The organism is Pseudomonas sp. TH21 (assembly GCF_016651025.1).
In the GTDB taxonomy this organism is placed as follows: Bacteria; Pseudomonadota; Gammaproteobacteria; order Pseudomonadales; family Pseudomonadaceae; genus Aquipseudomonas; species Aquipseudomonas aylmerensis.
The window spans coordinates 4289969-4310993 of the sequence record NZ_JAEKEQ010000001.1 but is presented as its reverse complement, the minus strand read 5'-3'; the positions used below and the strand labels follow the sequence as shown (position 1 = coordinate 4310993).

General features: G+C 64.0%; 15 protein-coding genes and 1 pseudogene. 12 read left to right on the top strand and 4 right to left on the bottom strand.

Going from position 1 to position 21025, the window contains the following annotated elements:
* Positions 1-50: 50 nt before the first annotated feature.
* Positions 51-2486 (bottom strand): TonB-dependent receptor plug domain-containing protein, encoded by a 2436-nt coding sequence (locus tag JFU04_RS18940; RefSeq protein WP_065904104.1) that lies wholly within the window; start codon positions 2484-2486, stop codon positions 51-53.
* Between the two features lie 287 nt (positions 2487-2773).
* Between JFU04_RS18940 and JFU04_RS18935 the strand changes: the two genes are divergently transcribed.
* On the top strand, positions 2774-3769 hold the full coding sequence (locus JFU04_RS18935; RefSeq protein ID WP_201145343.1) for a P1 family peptidase: 996 nt from the start codon (positions 2774-2776) through the stop codon (positions 3767-3769).
* Between the two features lie 120 nt (positions 3770-3889).
* On the opposite strand, the gene JFU04_RS18930 is transcribed toward JFU04_RS18935, so the two are convergent.
* Positions 3890-5236, bottom strand: a complete 1347-nt coding sequence (locus JFU04_RS18930; protein ID WP_201145341.1) for a tetratricopeptide repeat protein — start codon at positions 5234-5236, stop codon at positions 3890-3892.
* Between the two features lie 305 nt (positions 5237-5541).
* Here JFU04_RS18930 and JFU04_RS18925 point away from each other — a divergent pair, with 305 nt between their 5' ends.
* The 6 genes from JFU04_RS18925 (at position 5542) to JFU04_RS18900 (ending at position 12486) form a co-directional block, all read left to right on the top strand.
* On the top strand, positions 5542-7125 hold the full coding sequence (locus tag JFU04_RS18925) for an ABC transporter substrate-binding protein (RefSeq protein ID WP_065904090.1): 1584 nt from the start codon (positions 5542-5544) through the stop codon (positions 7123-7125).
* On the top strand, positions 7122-8099 hold the full coding sequence (locus JFU04_RS18920) for an ABC transporter permease (protein ID WP_120449090.1): 978 nt from the start codon (positions 7122-7124) through the stop codon (positions 8097-8099). Before JFU04_RS18925 ends, JFU04_RS18920 begins: the two co-directional genes overlap by 4 nt.
* Positions 8099-8926: an ABC transporter permease gene (locus tag JFU04_RS18915; RefSeq protein WP_201145339.1), complete on the top strand. Its 828-nt coding sequence runs from the start codon at positions 8099-8101 to the stop codon at positions 8924-8926. Before JFU04_RS18920 ends, JFU04_RS18915 begins: the two co-directional genes overlap by 1 nt.
* Positions 8923-10587, top strand: a complete 1665-nt coding sequence (locus tag JFU04_RS18910) for an ABC transporter ATP-binding protein (RefSeq protein ID WP_201145337.1) — start codon at positions 8923-8925, stop codon at positions 10585-10587. Before JFU04_RS18915 ends, JFU04_RS18910 begins: the two co-directional genes overlap by 4 nt.
* Entirely contained in the window at positions 10584-11420 is an 837-nt protein-coding gene (locus tag JFU04_RS18905) for an alpha/beta fold hydrolase (protein WP_201145335.1), read from the top strand. Before JFU04_RS18910 ends, JFU04_RS18905 begins: the two co-directional genes overlap by 4 nt.
* 145 nt (positions 11421-11565) lie before the next feature.
* The gene (locus JFU04_RS18900; protein WP_201145333.1) at positions 11566-12486 is read left to right on the top strand and encodes an ATP-binding cassette domain-containing protein; all 921 of its coding nucleotides are present in this window, start codon (positions 11566-11568) and stop codon (positions 12484-12486) included.
* Between the two features lie 2 nt (positions 12487-12488).
* Here the strand turns inward: JFU04_RS18900 and arnT are convergent, their stop codons facing one another.
* Positions 12489-14147: a lipid IV(A) 4-amino-4-deoxy-L-arabinosyltransferase gene (arnT, locus tag JFU04_RS18895; RefSeq protein ID WP_106803301.1), complete on the bottom strand. Its 1659-nt coding sequence runs from the start codon at positions 14145-14147 to the stop codon at positions 12489-12491.
* 185 nt (positions 14148-14332) lie between these two features.
* Positions 14333-15013, bottom strand: coding sequence for a lipopolysaccharide core heptose(II)-phosphate phosphatase PmrG (gene pmrG / locus JFU04_RS18890; protein WP_201145332.1), 681 nt, complete (start codon positions 15011-15013; stop codon positions 14333-14335).
* A gap of 271 nt (positions 15014-15284) precedes the next feature.
* Between pmrG and JFU04_RS18885 the strand changes: the two genes are divergently transcribed.
* The 5 genes and pseudogenes from JFU04_RS18885 (at position 15285) to JFU04_RS18865 (ending at position 20969) form a co-directional block, all read left to right on the top strand.
* On the top strand, positions 15285-15944 hold the full coding sequence (locus tag JFU04_RS18885; protein WP_065904059.1) for an ABC transporter ATP-binding protein: 660 nt from the start codon (positions 15285-15287) through the stop codon (positions 15942-15944).
* The gene (locus JFU04_RS18880; protein WP_201145330.1) at positions 15941-18403 is read left to right on the top strand and encodes an FtsX-like permease family protein; all 2463 of its coding nucleotides are present in this window, start codon (positions 15941-15943) and stop codon (positions 18401-18403) included. Before JFU04_RS18885 ends, JFU04_RS18880 begins: the two co-directional genes overlap by 4 nt.
* On the top strand, positions 18393-19457 hold the full coding sequence (locus JFU04_RS18875; RefSeq protein ID WP_201145328.1) for a lipocalin-like domain-containing protein: 1065 nt from the start codon (positions 18393-18395) through the stop codon (positions 19455-19457). Before JFU04_RS18880 ends, JFU04_RS18875 begins: the two co-directional genes overlap by 11 nt.
* Before the next feature lie 137 nt (positions 19458-19594).
* A pseudogene (locus JFU04_RS18870) lies at positions 19595-20589 on the top strand (hypothetical protein).
* A gap of 2 nt (positions 20590-20591) precedes the next feature.
* Positions 20592-20969 (top strand): hypothetical protein, encoded by a 378-nt coding sequence (locus JFU04_RS18865; RefSeq protein ID WP_201145326.1) that lies wholly within the window; start codon positions 20592-20594, stop codon positions 20967-20969.
* Positions 20970-21025: the final 56 nt, after the last annotated feature.

Sequence of the window (21025 nt, the reverse complement as noted above, 5' to 3'; positions counted from 1 at the left end):
CTCCCATCGAGGTCAGGCACGGAGCCGGCGAACCGGCCCCGTGGGCTGGGTCAGAAGTTGTAGGTCACGCCGGTGTACCAGTAGCCGCCGGTGGTGCCGTAGGGCGAGAAGTTGCCGTAGGGGAAGCCGCCCGAGCTGCTGGCCAGGTCGGTGCGTTCCGGGTACTTGTTGAACAGGTTGTTGGCGCCGGCATTCAGGGTGATTGCCGGGGTCAGGTGGTAGTCGATATTGAGGTCGGTGATCCACGCCGGCGAGAAGGTGCGGTCGTAGATTTCAGCCGTACCGTACTGGGTGTATTCGCCGTAGCGGGTCAGGTTGAGGCCGACTTCCAGCTTGTCGTAGGTCCAGGTGGTGCCCAGCAGCAGCTTGGATTGCGGCAGGCCGTACTTGAGGTTGCCCTGGCGCTGACGGTCGTAGCCACCGTCCGGGCCAAGGGCCTGGGCGGCGACGGCGGACGCGTGGATGTCGTCGATCTGCGTGGTGTTCCAGTTGAAGCCCGCAGAGTATTTCAGGCTGCCCCAGGCGCCGATGTCCTGGCGATAGTCGCCGACCAGGTCGATACCTCGGGTGGTGGTGTCCAGGGCGTTGGTGAAGTAGGTGACGGCCTGGTTCGGGTTGAGCCCGGCGGCGGCGAGAATCGCGCTGATCTGCGGGGTGCCGCCGAGGTAGCCGGTCTGGGCGATGCGGTCCTTGATTTTGATCTGGTACGCATCGAGGGTGATGTTGGTGGCGTCAGTGGGTTGCAGGGTGATGCCAAGGCTGAAGTTGGTGGATTTTTCCGGCTTGAGCTTGCTCGCGCCCAGGGCCTTGGCCACGTCGGAATCGACCGCCACGTTGCGATAGTCGAACAGCTGGCCATTCACGCTGGTCTGCGAGGTGGCGCTGTAGATCTGCTGGGCCAGCGATGGTGCGCGAAAGCCGGTGCTGACGGTGCCGCGCACGGCCAGGATCGGGGTCAACTGGTAGCGCGTGGAGAGCTTGCCGTTGGTGGTGTTGCCGGAGCCATCGTCGTAATGCTCGTAGCGCCCGGCCAGGTCGACGTGCCATTTATCGGTGAAGTCCTGGCCGATTTCGCCGTAGGCAGCCAGGCTGTCGCGGCTTTTCTCGGCGGCGTCGGCGGGCGTGGTGCCGGCACCGGAAATGGTCCCAGGCGGGATCAGCGCGCCGTTGGCACCGGTGCTGAACGGCCCGCTGGCGTAGGAGGCTACGTCACCCTTGCCGATCTTGTAATCCTCGTAGCGATGTTCCAGGCCCCAGGAAATCTGCGTGGGCTTGTACAGGCCGAGGTCGAAGGCGCGGGTCAGGTCAAGGTTGTTGGTCCACTGGCTGAAGGTTTTTACCCCGGTGTCCACCGAGGTCGGCGACGTCGGGCCGTAGCTCAGGTTGTAGGTGTCGGTGAGGGTGGCGCGCGCGTGATCCTGGCCAAACGTGCTGGACAGGTCATAGTCCCAGCCGGCGGCCTTGCCCTTGCCGCCGAACGCGACCTGGAAGTCTTCTTCGATAAAGCGCAGGTTGTCTTCAATCCCTTCCGGATAGGGCGTCTGGATGCCGTTGAAGCTCGACGGCTGGTGGAAGGCCAGGGGCTTTTCCGAGTTGCGGTGGGTGTAGGTGGAAAACGAATACAAGGTCAGCGCATCGTCCACCGGCAGCTCGGCGTTGTAGCCTAGGCTGAAGTTCTTCGCCTCGGGCAGGCCGGTGCCGTAGTAGGTGTGCTGCAGACTGGTGTTGCCGGCAGAGTCGGTGTACGGCGCGTTGTCGGAGCGGTCGGAGATGTTTTGTTTTTTCACGTCCAGCGCCAGGTTGATAAACCCGTCGTTGGGCAGGGCCAGGCCGATATTGCCGGTCTGCCGCGCGGTTTCGCCGTCGCCGTTTTCATAGTTCTGGCCGTAGCTGGTGGACAGGCTGCCGCCGTGGTCGGTCTGCTTGAGTACCACGTTGACCACGCCGCCGATCGCATCCGAGCCGTACTGGGCCGAGGCGCCATCGCGCAGCACTTCCACGTGATCCACCAGGGCGGTGGGGATCATGTCCAGGTCCACCGGTTGCGAGCCGGAGTTGAGGTAAGTGCCGTTGTTGAGCAGCGCGCTGTTGTGGCGGCGCTTGCCGTTGACCAGCACCAGCACCTGGTCGCCGTTGAGACCGCGCAGGCTGATCGGGCGGACCACCGAGGTGGAACCGAAGCCGGAGGACGCCGGCTGATTGAGCGACGGCAGAACCTTGCTCAAGGCGCGGGTCAGGTCGCCCTGGCCGGTGGCGAGCAATTGCTTGGAGGAGATCACATCCACCGGCGCCGGGCTTTCGGCGAGAGTGCGCGCCTGGCCACGGTTGCCGATCACCACCACGGTGTCCAGGGGGTTGTCGCTGGCCGGGGCGTCGGCGGCGAGGGTCAGGCTGCTGTAACTGGCGGCCTCGCACAGGGCGAGGAATAACAGCGTGTGGGCGAAGGCCTTGCGGGGCCTGCGGCCGGCGGCGCGGGATGCATTCATGATGGGCAACACTCCAATGGGTAGGGTGGCTTGTTGAGTTCAAGCTCTGGTGGGAGGCTTGAGAGCAAGGCCTGTGCCATGTGGGAAAGTCGTTTAAAAACAGTGAGTTGATGAGTTGTTGAGCAGGGCGCTGGTGTTTTTCTAACAGGCACGAAGGCAGGGTGTTGGTTTTTGTGCAGGGGTTTTTCCGGGCCATCCGGTTTTGCCTCGCGAGGCCGGGGCGCCGATGCTTGGCACACCCCTTGCTCTCCCCACGCCATACCTAAACCCAAGGAAGCTTTTTCTGTATGCCTAGACCCGGCCCGCGCAACGCCCTCACTGATATCCCAGGCCTCACGGTCGGCCACGCCACGGACCTGCACGTCGACACCGGCGTCACGGTGATCCGCCCCGATGGTTTCTGGACCGCCAGTATCGACATCCGCGGCGGCGGCCCCGGTGGGCGCGAGACGGCCGCCCTGGAGCCGGAAAACATGGTCGGCCAACTGCATGCCCTGGTCTTCGCCGGCGGCTCGGTGTTTGGCCTCGGCGCTGCGGATGCCGTGGCCGCGAAGCTGTCCCAGGACCAGGTCGGGCTGCATCTGAAACCGGGCGCCCCGGCGATCCCCATCGTGCCCGCTGCGGTGTTGCATGACCTGGCCAATGGCGGCGACAAAGCCTGGGGCCTGGAACCGCCTTATCGGCGCCTGGGCTTTGAAGCGCTGGCAAATGCCGCCAAGGACTTCGAGCTGGGCTCGGTCGGCGCCGGCCGTGGCGCCATGGCCGGGGTGTTGAAGGGCGGGCTGGGCACGGCCTCGCTGGACCTAGGCGACGGGCTGATCGTCGCGGCGCTGGTGGTCGCCAACCCGATCGGCTCGGTGTACATGCCCGACGGCAAGACTTTCTGGGCCTGGCCCTGGGAAGTCGCCGGTGAGTTCGGCGGCCAGCGGCCCGAGGGCGTGATGGACTGCAGCGACCCGATCCCCGAGCTGTCGCGCCTGGATTCCATGGGCCGCCTGCAGGCCGGGGCGAACACCACGTTGGTGGTGGTCGCCAGCACTGCGCGGCTCAGTGTTGCCGAGTGCAAGCGCGTGGCGATCATGGCCCAGGACGGCATCGCCCGCGCCGTGCGCCCGGCGCATTTGCCGTTCGATGGCGACACGGTCTTTGCGCTGGCATCGGCGGCAGTGGAGCTGACCGACGGACCACGGCGGCAGGTGGAGATCGGCTGTATTGGTTCGGCGGCGGCCGATTGTGTGGCGCGGGCGATTGCCCGGGGGGTGTTTGCCGCGCGAAGCCAATGAGCAGCACGGATTCCTGTAAGGGCTGGCTTGCCGGCGATGGCAATCTGTCAGTTGGGCCACATGCCGCTGACCGACCGCTATCGCAGGCAAGCCAGCGCCTACTGTTTGGATCTGTGAACATCAGGTAAAGCGTGCAAGCCGCTCCTGGGCTTTTGCTGCCTGCTCCGGCAATCCCAGCGCCTCATATACCCGCACCAGGCTGCGATTGGTCGGCACGTCCCAGCCGTCATACCGGCGGCGCAACTCCAATGCCTGCTGGGCGCTGGACCAATCCCCGGCTTGCAAGCGCGCATCCAGCTCGACCTGGGCGAACAAGTCGCGCTGGGCGTGGCTGCCGCCAATTTCGTTCAGGCGCGGCAGGGCAATGCCCAGTTGTTCAAGCGCGACGTGGGCATCGCCGCGTGCATGGGCGAGCAGGCCACGCGCCAACGGCAGCGTCACTTCGCCCCACACCGGCCGTGCGTGAAGGCTGTGGTGCTGCAGCGCCGCCAGCAGGGTGTCTGCCTCCGGCTGACCCGCGCGAGCCAGGCCATACAGATACTGCACGCTCAAAAACGGCTGCACGGTGTCTGCGGTACGGCGTTGCAGGTAGGGCGCCAAGGCCTGCCAGCGCTGGCCCACGTCGATGCCGGCCAATTCCAGGCGCGCCAGCAGGGACACGGCGCCGACCTGGTCCTGGGAGTACTCCGGGAGGATGCCCCACACATGCTGGTCGTAAATCACCAATACGCGTTGATCCTCGCCCCGGGCCAGGTAAAACAGCGCGAGGTGCCACCAGTTGTGGGTGTACATAAAGGAGTTCAGGCCGTCCCAGTGGTGCTTGACGCTTTCCAGGAACGCGGTGCCTTCCTCGATGCGCCCGTGGGTCAGCAGCACGTGGGCGAGGGCGTGTTGGGCCCAGGGCTCCGACGGTTGCAGGCGCAGGGCTTCGCGGGCGCTGGCTTCGGCCTCTTCGAGCAGGTGGCATTGCTCGTAGGCGAAGGCGAGCAGGCCGTGGCTGTGGGCAGTGTCGGGCGCGCCGGCACGGGCCTTGAGCCCGATGCGCAACAGCGCCGGCCAGTTGCCGCGGTTGAACTCCAGGTACTGGTTGAGCTTGGCGGCGAACAGGTCGCGAGGGTAGCGGTCGAGCAGGTTTTCGCTCAACTGCAGGACCTGATCGAGGTCGTCCTTGATCCAGGCGTGCAGCACGTCAAGGTACAACTGGGCGCGCGGGTGGTCGGTGTTCACGGCTGCGCCGCGCTGGCGGTATTTTTCCGCCAGCGCCGGGCCTTGCGGGGACTCGATGAACATCAGCAGCAAGCCGGCAAACGCATTGGCCAGCGCCGAGTCCGGGTTGGCATCGGCGGCGGCAAGGATGCCTTCGGCGCGGGGCTGGTAGCCGAGGAAGCCGCCGATGAAATCGTCCAACCCTTGGCGGGTGACGGGGTCGGTGGTGTCGATGGGGTTGCCCAGGTAATCCAGTGGCATGGTGAAGAGGCTCTTGGTTTCAGATGGGGTTGGAGGGGCAAACCTTGTGCCAGATGACGCCGTGGCACTCATGTGGGCGCTGGCGCCTGTGAGAGCGGTGGGTCGGCGATGGATTCGTTGGCTGAGACACCGCCATCGCCGGCAAGCTGGCTCCTGCAGGGGCTGTTGCTTTTTGCACACTCACGCAGGCCGCTGTGGTTTTTTCATCACCTTGCCGGGCCCCTGGCTCAGCAATCCCCCGCCAATACCCCCATGGCACAGCCCTTGCAAAATCCCTCGCCTGTCTTTCCAGTCGAGGAGCCTTCATGCGCCCATTTTCTTTCCGCCGTGCCCTCACCTCCGTGGCACTGTGCACCGCGTTGCTGGCCGGCCAGGCACTGGCGCAACCCCAGGACGGCGGGGTGCTGAACCTGGTGGCCCAGCCGGAGCCGCCATCGCTGATGCACGGCGTGGTCAGCCACGTGTCCACCCAATACGTGAGCGGCAAGGTGCTGCAGGGCTTGTTGACCTTCGACACCGACCTCAACCCCAAGCCGGTACTGGCCAAGGCCTGGACGATTTCCCCCGACGGCCTCACCTACACCTTCGACCTGCAGGACGGCGTGCATTGGCACGACGGCCCGGCGTTGACCGCCGATGACGTGGTGTTCAGCTTCCAGACCTTCTACCCCGAGGTCGACAAGCGCCTCGGCGGGATCATCACCGAGTACGTCGACAGCATCACCGCCAAGGGCCCGCTGCAAGTGGTCTTCCACCTGAAGAAACCCTTCGCGCCATTGCTCTCGGCCCTGGGCAGCGGCCTGCGCCCGGTGGTGCCCAAGCACCTCTATGAGCACACCGATTTTCGCAACAACCCCTACAACCTCAAGCCGGTGGGCACCGGGCCGTTTGTATTCGTGGAGTGGAAACGCGGCGCCTACATCAAGCTGGCCAAGAACCCCAATTACTGGAAAAAAGGCCTGCCGCACCTCGACAGCATCATCTTTCACGTGATCCCCGATGGCTCTTCGCGCGCCGCCGCGTTCGAGCGCAATGACGTGCAAGTGCTGCGCAGCGGTGATGCGGATTACGCCGACCTCAAGCGGCTCAGCGCCTTGCCGAATGTGCAGTCCTCGGAGAAAGGCTGGGAGCTGTATGCCGGCCTGGCCTTCCTGCAGATCAACACACGCAAGCCACCGCTGAACAACCCCAAGGTGCGCCAGGCGATCCTGTACGCGCTGAATCGCCAGTTCATCGTCGACAACATCTTTTTCGGTTCGGGCAAGGTCGCCCAGGGTGAGTTTGTCTCGACCACGCCGTACCACGACCCGCAGTTGCCGCAGTACACCTATGACGTGAAAAAGGCCAAGGCGCTGATTGCCGAATCCGGCGTGGACGTCGGCGCGGTGCGCATCCGCCTGCTCAATGGCGAGAAGGGCGGTGCCTGGGAGCGCCTGGCCGAATACACCAAGCAGGCCCTGCAGCCGTTGGGCTTCAAGGTGCAGGTGGTGACGTCCGATGCGGCGACCTGGTTCCAGCGCGTGAGTGATTGGGACTTTGACCTGACCTACAACTTTATCTTCCAGATCGGCGACCCGTACCTGACCAGCGCCTATCTGTTCCGCTCCGACTACATCCTCAAGACCTCGCCGTTCGCCAACGTCAGCGGCTACAACAGCCCCGAGGCGGATGCGCTGTGGAGCAAAATCGCGGATACCCCGGAAGGCCCCGAGCGCAAGCAGCTCTTCAGCCAATTGGAGAACGTACTGAACACCGACCTGCCCATCGCGCCGATCTTCGAAATGCGCTACCCGACGCTGTTCCACACCCAGGTGAAAAACCTGCTGCAGACCGCCACCAGCCTTAACGAGGACTACGAAAGCGTGTACCTCGAGGCGCCGGCACCATGAATGGCGTGCTGTATATCGGTGGGCGCCTGGGCAAGGCGCTGCTGATGGTGGTGGCCGTGCTGGTGTTGAGCTTTTTGTTGATTCACCTCGCGCCGGGTGACCCGGCGCTGCTGCTGGCCGGCGAGGCCGGGGTGGATGATGTGCAGTTCATCGAGCAATTGCGCCAGACCATGGGTTTGGACAAACCGCTGCTCCAGCAACTGCTGATTTACCTGGGCAATATCGCGCACCTCGACCTCGGTTACTCCTACCGCAACCAGACCCCGGTGTGGTCGCTGATCGCCGAGCGCTTGCCGGCGACCCTGGCGTTGATGGGCTCGGCGTTCGTGCTGTCGTCGGTGCTGGGGGTGACCCTTGGCGTGCTGGCGGCGCGCGCGCGGCAGAAGCGCCATTGGCTCGATGGCCTGATCTCCCACGGCGCCTTGCTGCTGTATGCGATGCCGCCGTTCTGGCTGGCGATGCTGCTGATCCTGCTGTTCTCGGTGAGCCTGGACTGGTTGCCGGCGTTTGGCATGGAGACCGTGGGCCGCGACTTTTCTCTGCTTGATCGCCTGCAGCACTTGCTGTTGCCGTGCCTGTCGCTGAGCGTGATGTTCCTCGCGTTGTACATCCACCTGACCCGGGCCGCCGTGCTCGATGCCCTTGCCCAGGAGTACGTGCGCACCGCGCACGCCAAGGGCTTGCACCCACGGCGGATTCTCTGGGTGCATGTGCTTCGCAACGCGTTGTTGCCGGTGGTGACCTTTGCCGGCTTGCAACTCGGCCAGCTGGCCAGCGTCGCCTTGCTGGTGGAGGTGGTCTATTCCTGGCCCGGCATCGGGCGCTTGATGTATGACTCGCTGGCCCAGCGCGACTATGGCGTGTTGATGGGCGGCTTCCTGGTGATCTCGATGCTGGTGGTCGGTTTTAACGTGTTGACGGACGTGCTCTGCCGCGTGCTCGACCCGCGTATTGGCGCTGGAGGGCAGGGCTGATGCGGTTGTTGAAGCGCTTTGTGCGCCAACCCTCGGCGCTGCTCGGCGCGGTGTTTTTGCTGGTGCTCGCCGCCTTGGCGATTGCTGCACCGTGGCTGACCAGCAGCTCGCCATGGGAAATGAACAGCCAGCCGATGCTGGCGCCGTTCCATGATCCGGCCCATTGGCTGGGCAGCGACCTGCTTGGCCGCGACCTCGGCATCGGCTTGCTGTATGGCGCGCGAGTGTCACTGGCCGTGGGCGTGCTGACCAGCCTGGCGACTTTGCTGATGGGCCTGCTCGTGGGCGCCATCGCCGGCTACTTCGGCGGTTGGGTCGACGGCGTGCTGATGCGCATCGCCGAATTCTTCCAGATCATCCCGCAACTGGTGCTGGCGGTGATCCTGGTGGCGGTGCTGGAACCGTCCCTGGGCACCATCGTGCTGGCGATTGCACTGGTGGCGTGGCCGGCCGTCGCGCGGTTGGTGCGCAGTGAATTCCTCACCCTGCGCCAGCGCGAATTCGTGCAGGCGGCGCGGGTGTTGGGCCAGTCGCCGTGGGGGATCATCAGCCAACAGATCCTGCCGAATGCGCTGGCGCCGTTGCTGGTGGTCATGACCTTTGTGATGGCCACGGCGATCCTCACCGAATCCTCCCTGGCATTCCTCGGCCTCAGCGACCCCGAGGCGATGAGCTGGGGCTACATGATCAACGCCTCCCGTGGCCTGCTGCGCGATGCGTGGTGGATGAGCTTCCTGCCGGGGCTGGCAATTGCATTGTGCGTGCTGGCGGTAAATCAGGTCGGCGAAGGCCTGCGCGTGGCATTTGAACCAGAGAGGTCGCTATGACGTTATTGAGTGTCGAGCACCTGCGCATCGCCTTGCCGCCGGGAGCCGACCGCAGCCATGCGCTGTATGACCTGTCGCTGCAGGTGCGCAGCGGCGAATGCCTGTGTGTGGTGGGCGAGTCCGGGTCGGGCAAGTCGATGTTGGCCAAGGCGCTGTTGCGCCAGTTGCCACGCCCGTTGAGCGTGCAAAGCGGGCGACTCCTGTTTCGCGGCGAAGACCTGGCGGCGCGCAGCGAAGCGGCCATGCGCGAACTGCGCGGGCGCCACATCAGCATGGTCTTTCAGGAGCCGATGAGCGCGCTGAACCCGCTGTTGCGGGTGGGCGAGCAGATCGATGAAACCCTGCGCGCCCACGGGGTGAAATCCGCCAGTGAACGGCGCGCTCGGGTGGTGGAGTTGCTCGGCTATGTCGGCTTGCCGGACCCTGAACGCCTGCGCCTGGCTTATCCGTTCGAGCTTTCCGGCGGCCAGCGCCAGCGCGTGGTGATCGCCATGGCCCTGGCGTTCGATCCGGCGCTGTTGATTGCCGATGAACCGACCTCGGCCCTGGACGTGACCACCCAGGCGCAGATCCTCGAGCTGTTGCGCCGCATCCAGCAGGACAAGGGCATGGCGCTGCTGTTTATCACGCATGATTTTGCCGTGGTCGAGGCGATTGCCGACCGCGTGCTGGTGCTGGAAAAGGGCCAAGTGGTAGAGCAGGGTAGCGCCCGGCAGGTATTGCGCGAGCCGCAGGCCGCCTACACGCGGCAATTGCTTGCGGCAGTGTCGGCCCAACCCTTGGCACCGCGCACCACGGTGGACGGTGCGGTGGTGCTCAAGGCCGAGCGACTGGGCAAGGTGTTCAGTCGCCGCACGGGATGGTGGAGCAAGCACACCACGCGGGCGCTGGACGCCGTGGGGTTGCAGGTCCGTGAAGGCGAGACCCTCGGCATTGTCGGTGAGTCGGGCTCGGGCAAATCCACCCTGGGCCGCTGCCTGGTGCGCTTGCTGCGCGCCGACAGCGGCCAGATCGAATGGCTGGGCCAGGACGTTGCAGGGTTGTCCGAAGCCCGCCTGCGCCCGTTGCGCAGCGAAGTGCAGATGATCTTCCAGGACCCGTTTGCCTCGCTCAACCCACGCCAGACCGTCGGGCGCATCATCATGACCGGACCGTTGGCGCAGGGGCGCACCCGCGCCGACGCCGAACAGCGGGCGCGGGCCTTGCTGGAACTGGTGGGCCTGCCCGCCACGGCGTTCGAACGCTATCCCCATGAGTTCTCCGGTGGCCAGCGCCAGCGTATCGGCATCGCCCGCGCCTTGGCGGTGGAGCCCAAGGTGCTGATCGCCGATGAGTGCGTTTCGGCCCTGGATGCGTTGATCCAGGTGCAGATCCTGGAACTGCTGGAGTCGCTGCAACGGCGGCTGAAATTAAGCATCATTTTTATCACCCATGACCTGCGTGTCGCGGCGCGTCTGTGCGACCGCATTGCGGTGATGCAGAACGGCCGGGTGGTCGAGCAGGGCGACACGGCGACGCTGTTTGCCGATGCGCGCCATCCCTATACCCGGACCTTGTTGCACTGTGGCGGTCGGCTTGCCGGCGATAGCGCCCTGTCGAGCGCTGCCACGTCCGAATCTTTCATCGCCGGCACACCGGCGCCTACCCAAGGCTGTGTATGACGTTCTCTTTTGCCAATCTACCCGTGGTGCGCGGCGAGTTGCTGGAAATCCGCCCCAATCGCACCTTGAGCATTGCCCACCACGTGGGCACCACCCAGGCCGACACCGTGGTGTTTTTCTGCCATGGCGCCGGCGGCAACAAGGACCAATGGCGCCTGCAATGGCCGGCGCTCAAGGCCGAAGGCTACAGCCTGGTGGCCTGGGACCTGCTGGGCCATGGCGACAGTGGTCGGCCACGCAATGCCCAGGCCTACGCCTGGTCCGAGCTGGTGGCCGACTACCTGGCGATCCTGCAGCGCTACGCCGGCACGCGTAACCTGCTTGTCGCGCACTCCTTCGGCACCGGCCTGAGCCTCAGCGCGTTGCTGGCCAAGCCCACCGCGCACATCGACGCAGCATTGCTGTTGGGCGCGCGCCTTCACCGCCCTGTGGTCAACGGCGGGTTGATGGCCTTGCCGGCGTGGCTCCTGGAATGGCTGCGCCCGGTCTTGGCCAAGGGCTTTCGCAAGCATGCCTGGCATGCCTCGGTCGACCCGGCGCTGGTGGCTTACGAAGAGAAACTCACCGAGCGCAACCGCCTGCACATGTTCAAGGCCCTGACCAGTAAGGCCCAATGGCCAGATGCGCAACAGATCCCCAGCCTGACATTGCCGGTCAGTGTGCTGGCCGGTGACAGCGATGGCCTGACCCCGGCCAGCGGTGGCCAGGCGCTGGCTGAGCAGTTGCCGAATGCTGACTTCCAGCTGCTGGAGGCCTGTGGTCATCAATTGATGCTGGAGAAGCCTGCCTTGGTGCTGAAAGCATTCAACAAACTGCTGGCAAGGGGCTTATAACTCAAAATCTTTTTGCTATGCGATTCAGCTATTGGATTGTTCATAAGGTAATGCATTTAATCCGAGGCCTAACTCATTGTTGTGCGGAATAAATCAGCGCCCTCGTGCGTTGCAATGAGCCATCGTTTCGCCTTAGAGATTCGCCATGAGCAACCTCGTTGCCCCCGTGCCCCTGGTCCGCCTGCTGGACCTGAGCAAGTCCTTCTGTGCCCAGCGGGCGCTGGATCAGGTCAATCTGGATATTTATCCGGGGGAAGGGGTGGCGGTTTTGGGGGCCAGCGGCGCGGGCAAGTCGACCCTGGTGAAAATCCTCAGCGGCAGCCTCGCGCCGGACACTGGCGAAGTGTGGGTCGAGGGGCAGCGCCAACGTTTCACCTCGCCGCTATCGGCGCGCCGCGTTGGTATTGTGGCGGTACACCAATGTCCCGATGATGCCATCGCGCCGGGGCTGAGCGTGGCCGAAAACCTGTTGCTCGACGAACTGGGCCAGCCTGACGCCGACTTCCTGCTCAACCGCAAAAGCCTGTTGCAACGTGCCGAAGCCATCGCCGCCGGGCTGGGCCTGGAGCTGCCGTTGCAACTCCCGGTAGAGCGCCTGGGTCAGGCAGACCGCCAACTGCTGGTGCTGGCGCGCGCGTTTGCCCTGCACCCCAAGCTGCTGATTCTCGACGAACCCACCGCTGCCCTCTCGGCCGTCGACGCCGAACGCCTGCTCGGGCTGATCGACAGCCAGCGCGCGCGTGGCGTGGCGATCCTGTGCATCTCGCAACGCTTGTCCGACCTGCAACGGGTGACCAACCGCGCGATTGTGCTGCAGCAAGGGCGCCTCACCGGCGACCTCAATACCCGGCATCTGCCGAGCGCGGCTTACACCCTGTTTGGCGACACGGCCGAACATCCGCCCATGACAGCGGACAAAGCCTTGCCGGTGCCATTCCTGGAACGCTTTACCCGCGCCGGGTTTATCCGCAACCGGGCGGAGGGGCGGGCGGTGCAGGAGCAGGTGCTGGGCAGCGGCGTCGCGCCGACCGAAGAGGTCAGCCCTGCAACGTCCAAACCGCGCTGACCTCACTGCAACGGCGGATACACGATCAATTCCAGATAGCCTTTGTGATAACGCTTGCCGCCTGGCGGCAGTTGCCCGGCTTCGCGCATTTCACTGGTGCTGTTGACGCGCATCAGCACACCGACCGAACCGTGCTGGCGGGCCTCGCTGATCCAGGCCTGGACCTGTTCCAGTTCCACCTTGCGGTGCATCGAGCCCGCGTACTGCAAGCCGTAGCGCAGTTCACCTTCGGTGTCGTACAGCGACACTTGCGTGCGCTTGAGGCGCCAGGCCAGGGCGCTGGCGTTTTCCAGGGAGTTGGCCAGCAACGCCTGGGTTTGCTGCAGTTCGTTCATATGCTCCAGCACGAACTGGTCGGGCATTTCGTTATCGGCGATCTGTGCCGGCATGCTCGCCGGCAACAGGATCACCAGCAAGCCAATGCCCAGGGTCGGCATCGCCCACAGCGTCAACGGGCGGAAGGCTTGCAGCAGGTTGCTGAGGATCCACACCAGCAGCACGATAAAGGCCAGGGACAGGCCGAACATTTCGGCATGGCTGTGGCCATACAGCGGTCGGGCGATTTGCAGGTAAATCAGGCCGATCATCGCGGCCATGCCGATTGCGAAGTTGAGCAGGCCATTGAGGCTGATCGTACGTGCGCGGCCGTTGTCGAGCAGGTCGACCAGCGTGTGCCCCATCAACAGCGCCAGGGGCAGCAGGCACGGCATGATATAGGTCGGCAGCTTGCCGTTGCTCAGGCTGAAGAACCCCAGTGGCAACAGCAGCCACAGGGCCAGGAAGGCGATCGCCGGCTGGCGTTTTTCGCGCCAGGTGGTGCGCAGGGTCGAGGGCAGCAGGCCGGCCCAGGGCAGGCAGGACACGGCGATGATCGGCAGGAAAAACCACCATGGGCGCACGTGCTGCGCATCGTCGGCGCTGAAGCGGCGAATGTGTTCATTCCAGAAAAAGAAGCGCCAGAAGTCCGGTTCCTGCAGATGGATCGCCACCACCCAAGGCAAGCACACCAGGACCGCCACGCCCACGGCCAACGGGCCATAGCGCAGCAATTCGCCCAGGCGCCGTTGCCAGAGCATGTAGGGCACGGCAATCAGTACCGGCAACGCCCACGCGAGGAACCCCTTGGTCATGAAGCCCATCGCGCAGGCCAGGCCCACCACGGCCCAGGCTAGCAGGCGTCCACGGGTGCTGGTGCTGTCGAGGGCAAACCACAGGGCAACCAGGCTGAGGTTGACCCACAGGGTGAATTGCGGATCGAGGTTGGAATACCCGGCTTGCCCGGCCACCAGGCCAAAGCTCAGGTACAGCAGGGCGCAGGCGAAAGACTTGCGCGGGGTGTTCCACAGGCGGCGGGCGATCACATAAGCCAGCAGCACACTCAAGCCGGTGGTCAGGGCCGAGGCGATGCGCACACCGAACAGGTTCTGGCCAAACACGGCCTGGCCCAGGGCGATCAGCCAATAGCCGCCGGCGGGTTTTTCGAAATAGCGAATGCCCATGTAATGCGGCGCGACCCAGTTGCCGCTCAGCAGCATTTCCTGGCTGACCTGGGCGTAGCGGGTTTCGTCCGGGGTCCACAGGCCGTGCAGGCCCAGCGGCAACAGGTAAAAGGCGGCGAAGGCCAATAACAACAACGGCAGGGGTTTGAATCGGATCGTCACAACGTCGCTCCTTGACGTGTACTGGCAAACATTTGCAGTAAGAAAGTAATAGCGGAAAACATCAAAACGTTCACTGAGTGACAGAAGATATTCATGACGTCCTTAATTAAAAGGCGCAACTAAACATGCCAGAACATGGCTGTCTTTTTGCTGAACATAGAGGGTGGCGGCGGGCAGGAAAGTACTTACAGTTGTTTTAACGCGGCCGGCCAGTCCTGATTATTGACCAGGCCCAGGGTCTTGAATTTGCCGTTGGGCAAGACTTGCACGAACAGCGCGCTGCCGTACTCGGGGAAGGTGGCGTGGGGGAAACCCAGGGTGGTTTCGAAGTCGGCGATGCAGCCGCTGTGGGTGACGAACACCAGGTTGCGTCCCGGGGTCTTGTGGCTGAGCAACTCTTCGCCCATGGCCGCACCGCAGACGGCTTGCTGGCCGGAGGTCAGCTCGTTTTTACCGAACATGAACCGCAGGGTCTGGGCGGTCCGAATGGCCGGGCTGGCGAGCACATCGCTGCCGTCCATGCCCAGTGCCTTGAAGGCCTTGCCGAGGTTTTCGGCTTGTTGGCTGCCTTTGATCGTCAGGCCTTCCACCGGCCCCAGGCAAGCATTCGACGAGCGGTCGCAGCGCTCTTCATGACGCACCAGCACGATCAGGTCGCCGTCGCGCCACAGCGGCAGTACCTGGGAAGTCAGCAGGCGGTTGCCCACCCCCAGGTCACGCGGTGACGCCGGCCACAGCAGGCTGGCGGTGAGCAACAGGCTGATCACTACAATCCCCAGCCACAGCGGTTGCAGCCGCTTGATGACGGCCCTGCGCGAGCGTGGTTTGGTCAGGGTCAGGTCAACCACTTCATTCACCTTGGGCACTGTTGGCAGTGTTGTATTAGTTAGCTGACGCAACGTGTTGGCGAATGCCTGCAGTATGACTTGAGGCTGGCACAGGACGGCTGTCTTTTCGCTGAACACGTGGCGGGTAAAAGTTGTCAGGCGTGGCAACTAACAAGTTGCCGATACCTGACGCTTGGCCGGTAATTTAAAGTGCGGTGGGTGGGCAACCGGTGAAATCCATGTGAAAAATTTGCGTGGCCGCCATCACCAGCCGTTATTCTCGATGGCCACCCCTCACACGAGTGTTCCCATGCTGCAGGTGCAAGGTGTTTTCAAAAGCTATGCCACGCCCCAAGGCCCGTTGGCGGTGTTGGCCGGTGTCGACCTGCACCTGGCCGCGCGCAGCAGCCTGGCGTTGATGGGCGAATCCGGCAGCGGCAAGAGCACGCTGCTGCACCTGGTGGCCGGGCTCGATCGGGTGGACGGCGGCAGCATCCAGGTGGGCGAGCAGCGGCTCGACCAACTCGGCGAAGCGCAACTGGCGCATTGGCGACGCACTGAAATCGGCCTGGTGTTCCAGCAGTTCAACCTGATCGGCAGTTTGCGCGTCGACGACAACCTGGCATTCCAGGCGCGCCTGGCGGGGCGCTTCGATGCCCGGTGGCAGGCGCAACTGGTGGAGCGCCTGGGCCTGGGTGACTTGCTCAAGCGTTATCCGGAACAACTCTCGGGTGGCCAACAGCAACGGGTGGCGGTGGGGCGCGCACTGGCTTCGCGCCCGGGGTTGCTGTTGGCCGACGAGCCCACCGGCAACCTCGACGAAGCCACCAGCGACGAAGTCCTGCAACTGTTGCTGGACCTGCTGCGTGACAGCCCCACCAGCCTGTTGATGGTCACCCACAGCCCGCGGATCGCTGCGCGACTGGACCGCCAGGTGGTGTTGCATCGCGGACAGGTGGTGCCGACGTGAGTGTGTTTTATTGGACGGTGCGCGCCTTGCTCAGCCATTGGCGGCGCCATCCGGTGCAGTTCTTCAGCGTGCTCACCGGCTTGTGGCTGGCCACCGCTCTGTTGACCGGCGTGCAGGCTCTCAACAGCCAGGCGCGCGACAGTTATGCGCGCGCCAGCCAATTGATCGGCGGTGAGCCCCAGGCCAGCCTCAGTACGCCGGACGGCGCGAGTTTCCCGCAGGCGCTGTTTGCCCAATTGCGCCGCGCCGGGTGGCCGGTGTCGCCGGTGGTACAGGGACGGGTGCAGCTCCAGGGCCACGAGGACATGCGCCTGCAACTGATGGGCATCGACCCGGTGTCGCTGCCCGGCAGTGGCGCAGTGGCGGGGCAGCGTCTGAACCAGGCGCAAATGCTGGCGTTCTTCGATCCGCCGGGGCGTACCTGGATCGCGCCGCAGACCTTGCAGGCCCTGGGGCTGCGCGCCGGTGAGCAGCCGCTTACGCTGAACGGGCAGCGCCTGCCACCGTTGCAAGTCCAGCCGGACATGGCGCCGGGGTTGTTGCTTACTGATATCGGCTTCGCCCAGCCGCTCCTGGCGATGCCCGACCGACTGTCACGACTGCTGGTAGACAAGGCGTTTGCCGCCGGCCATCCCACGCCACCTGTCGAACTGCAACTCAAGCAGGGCGAGGACAACAACCTCGCGCGCCTCACCGAGAGCTTTCACCTGAACCTCGACGCGCTGGGCTTCCTGTCCTTCGTGGTCGGGCTGTTTATCGTGCACGCGGCCATCGGCCTGGCCCTTGAGCAACGGCGCGGGCTGCTGCGCACCCTGCGTGCCTGTGGGGTGAGCGCACGCATGTTGATCCTCGGCCTGGGGGTCGAGCTGGGTGCCTTGTCGTTGCTTGGCGGTGTGCTCGGCGTCGCAAGTGGCTACCTGCTCGCGAGCTTGCTGCTGCCGGACGTGGCGGCCAGCCTGCGCGGCCTGTATGGCGCCGAGGTGCCAGGGCAGTTGAGCCTGAGCCCAGGGTGGTGGCTGGCGGGACTCGGCTTGAGCCTGCTCGGTGCCTTGCTCGCCGGTGCCAGCAGCCTGTGGCGGGCGGCGCGCCTGCCGTTGCTGGCGCTGGCCAATGCCCAGGCCTGGCACGAGGCCCACGGGCGCTGGTTGCGACGCCAGGGTTGGGTCGCAGGCACGGCCTTGCTGATCGCGGTGCTGGCGCTGTGGCTGGGCGATAGCCTGGCGGCCGGCTTTGTGCTGATGGCCGCGCTGCTGCTCGGCGCCGCCTTGGGTTTGCCGGTACTGCTCAATGCCTTGCTCAAAGCGGTACTGGGACGTAGCCGCTCGGTGCTCGGCCAATGGTTTCTCGCCGACTGTCGCCAGCAATTGCCGGCCTTGAGCCTGGCGCTGATGGCCCTGCTGTTGGCGCTGGCAGCGAATATCGGCGCGGGCTCGATGACCTCGGGTTTTCGTCACACCTTCAATAACTGGCTGGAGCAGCGCCTCACCGCCGAGCTGTACCTCAATCCCCAGACCCCGGCCCAGGCCGAACAACTCAACACTTGGTTGAAGCAACAACCGCTCGTGCAGACCGTGCTGCCGACCTGGCAGGTCGCCGTGCAATTGCAGGGCTGGCCGGCGGATCTGTTTGGCGTGGTCGATGACCCGACCTATCGCCAGCACTGGCCATTGCTGGAGGCGGTGAGTGAGCCGTGGGATCAGTTGCAGCACCACGACACGTTGATGCTCAGCGAGCAATTGGCGCGGCGGCTGGCGATCAAGCTGGGCGACACGCTGAGCATTCCCACGCCGCAGGGCGTGTGGTCACCGACGCTGGTGGGGATCTACGCCGATTATGGCAACCCCAAGGGCCACATGCTGGTCAATGCCGCACACCTGCTGGCTCACTGGCCGACGCTGTCACCGGCGCGGTTCAACCTGCGGGTGTTGCCGGCGGATGTGCCGCCGCTGGTCCAGGCGGTGCAACGGGCCTTTGCCCTGGAAGACAGCCGCATCGTCGATCAACAGCAGCTCAAGGGCTGGTCGAGCCAGGTGTTCGAGCGCACCTTTGCCGCCACCGCGGCGCTGAACAGCCTCACCCTCGGCGTGGCCGGGGTGGCACTGTTCATCAGCCTGCTGACCCAGAGTCAAAGCCGCCTGGGCCAACTCGCACCGCTATGGGCGCTGGGCGTGACGCGCCGCCAATTGATGCTGCTGAACCTGGGCCAGACCTGGCTGCTGGCGGTGCTCACGCTGATCCTGGCATTGCCCCTGGGCTTGCTGCTGGCGTGGTGCCTGGATGCGGTAATCAACGTGCAAGCGTTTGGCTGGCGCCTGCCCCTGCAGGTGTTTCCTTGGCAGCTGGCGCAATTGCTCGGGCTGGCATTGCTCGCCACGTTGCTGGCCTCGGCCTGGCCGTTGTGGCAGTTGTACCGCAGCCGTCCGGCGGACCTGTTGAGGATGTTTGCGCATGAAGATTAAATCCTTGCTGTGGCTGGCGCTGTTACTGGTGAGCGCGTGCGACCAGGCGCCCGCACCACCGGAAAGTTTCGCCGGCCTGGGCAGCGATGCGGCGGACTTCAGCCAGGTAGTGCCGGGCAAGGTCTTCAGTTTTCCCGAGGACCATGGGCCGCATGCTGGCTTTCGCATTGAATGGTGGTACGTCACCGCCAACCTCAAGGATGCGCAGGGCAACGTGTTTGGCGTGCAATGGACGCTGTTTCGCAACGCCCTCAAGGCCGGGCCGACGCAAACCGGCTGGCAGGACGCGACAGTCTGGCTCGGCCACGCCGCCGTCACCTCAGCCACCCGCCATTACGCCGCCGAACGCTACGCGCGCGGCGGCGTCGGCCAGGCTGGCGCCCAGGCCGTGCCGTTCAACGCCTGGATCGACGACTGGAACTTCGCCAGCCGCCCCGGTGCCTTGAGCCCCTTGGCCGATATGCAACTCAAGGCGAGCGGCGCGCACTTTGCCTATGACCTGCACCTGACTTCCAGCCGCCCGCTGGTGCTGCAGGGTGATAACGGCTACAGCCGCAAATCCGACCAGGGCCAGGCCTCGTACTACTACAGCCAGCCGTTTTTCAGTGCCAGCGGCAGCGTGAGCATCGACGGCCAGGTGTATGAAGTCACGGGCCCGGCATGGCTGGATCGCGAATGGAGCAGTCAACCCCTGAGCGCGAGCCAGACCGGCTGGGACTGGTTCTCCCTGCACCTGGACCGTGGCGAGCAGTTGATGCTGTTTCGGGTGCGGCAAACCGATGGTGGGTCCTACCTGACCGGCACCTGGATCGACCACGAAGGCCACACGCAAACCCTGCACAACGCCGATATCCAACTGACCCCGTTGGACACCACGACGCTCGACGGGCGCAAGCTGCCTACGCGCTGGTCCCTGAAAATTCCCGGCAAGCACCTCGACATCACCCCTGAGGCCGTCAACCCCAACGCCTGGATGAACCTGAGCATTCCGTACTGGGAAGGACCCGTGCGGTTCGACGGTGGGGTGGGTTACCTGGAAATGACCGGTTATTAGGGTTGTTTCTGTAGGCGCTGTTTCTTCGTGAAGTAGGCAACTTCCCAAATGCAATTCGACCCACCTGCGCTTGTGTTCGGGGCGTAGGTGCTTGCTTATATTTCGACGCCATCTTCTTTGCATCTCGGATGTAGGGCATGGCGCAGAGCTATATCAACGACCGCACAACGGACTACACCCATTTGAAATCCCGCCTCATGGGCGGCGCTCCGAGCCAGCAGCGCTCCGATCATTTTGATGTGCTCAACCGTCACCTGCGCCCCGGCCTGGTCGCGCCGGGTCAATTGGTGATTATTCCCGATCCGTACAGCGTGAGCTGTTCGGGCGAGGAAGCCTGGTTGATGCGCCATGCCGAAACCGTTCGCCGCAACCTGGAAATGGATACCTCGGCGGGCAGGGAATTGATCGGCAACTATGACTTGCTGCAGAGCTTCATGGCCTACGGCTCGATGGGTATCGGCAGTGCGACATCGGCCTGGTCGCGGCATCTGAATGAGATGGCGCAGACCCTGGAGGGCATCGAGCGGTTGCATCAGCGCTTGAAGGACGGTGCGTTGGACCGGGACGGCTTTATCAAACAGCGCCAGGCCTTGTTCCGGCGCTTGGATCTGCAACTGCAAGGCGCGGCACGGTTCGGCACGGGGTTGCAGGGCAATGAGTCGTTGAAGAAGGTGCTGGGGATTTCGACCAGGAGCTATCTGCATAAAGGCGAGATTGCGGGATATGCACAGCGCATGCGCGAGATTGCGCAGATGTCGAAGTGGTTGGGTAAAGGGACTTTCATTGGCATCGCGCTGGATGTGGGCGTGACCGGGCTGGAGATCAAGGAGGCGTGTGTGACGGGACGGGAGGCGCAGTGCAGAAGGGCGAAATATGTTGAGACGGGGAGGTTGGTGGGGGAGTGGCGGGGGCGGCTGTCGGGGGAAAGTATGGTGCAGCCTTCGCTCTTCGTGCTTGTCACCTATTTTTGGGTATTTCGATGAAGGGCCAAGGTGCGCTTGCGTGCGCAGTTATTGGCGGCGCTGCGGGTGGGCAGGCGGTAGGCTCTGGTCTAGGTGATGAAGGTGCCTTATTGGGTGGAAAGATCCTGGAGGTCAACGGTGATTTGATCTTCGAGCCAGAGGGGGCTTAATCGTGTCGTTTTTTCTTGCCTTCACCATTGTGCATTTTGTTGGGGCGTTTGTCGTTTTGGGGCTGGCGCTGTTTGCCGAATATACAAAACTCGACGAGGTGGAAGGTTATTTCAGTCATAACGAAAGGGTCCGCGCCAATAAGCGATTCTGGAGACGAAACCGATGGATCGACAGGCAATACCGCATGCTGTTGATGTTTGATTTCCTATCTGACTCGGCACGCTATGTGAAAGCAGGTGTTGTGACCGAGGCCGAGCTGGCGTCTGTTCCATTAGGACTGAAGCGTTGGGTGTTGTGGCCCTATTACGTTGGCTTTATTTGGGTTATCGCAACAGTCGTTTGGACTGTTTGGCGTAGATGGGCCGACATCCCCATCTGAAAGGGGCTGCATTTTTTTCATAAAAATACTGTACATCCATCCAGTCTTATCCTACA